Annotated in this window: 1 protein-coding gene; it reads right to left on the reverse strand. The window is 63.0% G+C overall.

The annotated features are described in order from the left end of the window. A partial coding sequence (locus ACRCUN_RS34165; protein ID WP_462146029.1) for a condensation domain-containing protein occupies positions 1 to 943 on the reverse strand: 943 nt, incomplete at both ends.

Here is a 943-nt window from a genome sequence, read left to right on the forward strand (position 1 = left end):
ACTTGATACCCGCCCACGTCTGCGGGTCGATGCGTAAGTCAACCGCGTCACCGCGATAGCTGGGCACCGGAGGCCTGGGCCGATCGGTCGGCAACGACACCACCTCAGGCAGGCCGGACAGTGTCTGCTCCCAATACGCCAATTGTGCGGCGATACGACTGGTGGAGTCGGTCAGCTCACCGAGATAGTCTCGTTGCCAGAGTGTGTAATCGGCGTATTGCACCGGCAGCGGAACCCATTCGGGCGCTTGGCCGTGCCGACGCGCGTGATAGGCAACCGACACATCACGCACCATCGGCGCCATCGACCAGCCATCAAATGCGATGTGGTGCAACACGATACCCAACACGTATTGGCCGGTGCCAACCTGGTAGACCTGGACCCGGATCGGGATCTCGGTGGCCAGGTCGAACCGGTACCCGGCCAACGACACCAACTCGTCGGTCACATCGGCCTCCGGCGACGACACCACAGTCGAGCCGCCGCGCCGCCACATACCCGTCTCGGCGGGCAGGACCTTCTGGAATGGCACGCCGTCGATGTCAGGGAAGACCGTGCGAAGTGATTCGTGGCGGGCGATCACATCATCAAGCGCCGACTCGAGCGCCTCGACCTCGAGTGCACCACAAATCCGGAACGCAATCGGCATGTTGTAGGTGGCCACGCCACCTTCGAAGCGGTTGAGGAACCACAGCCGCTGTTGGGCGTACGACAACGGGATTCGGTTGGGTCGCTCTGTCGGCACCAAAGGCACTCGCTCACAGCTGCTTTCAGAAACAGCCGGTGCGAGTTGGGCGATGGTGGGTGCGTCGAAGAGGGTGCGGACTGCGAGGTCGGTGTCGAGGCTGGTGTTGACGGCGGTGATGAGTCGCATGGCCGATAGCGAGTCGCCGCCTTTGTCGAAGAAAGAGTCGTCGACACCGACGCGGTCCAGGCCCAGGAT

This window comes from Mycobacterium venezuelense, assembly GCF_054919535.1.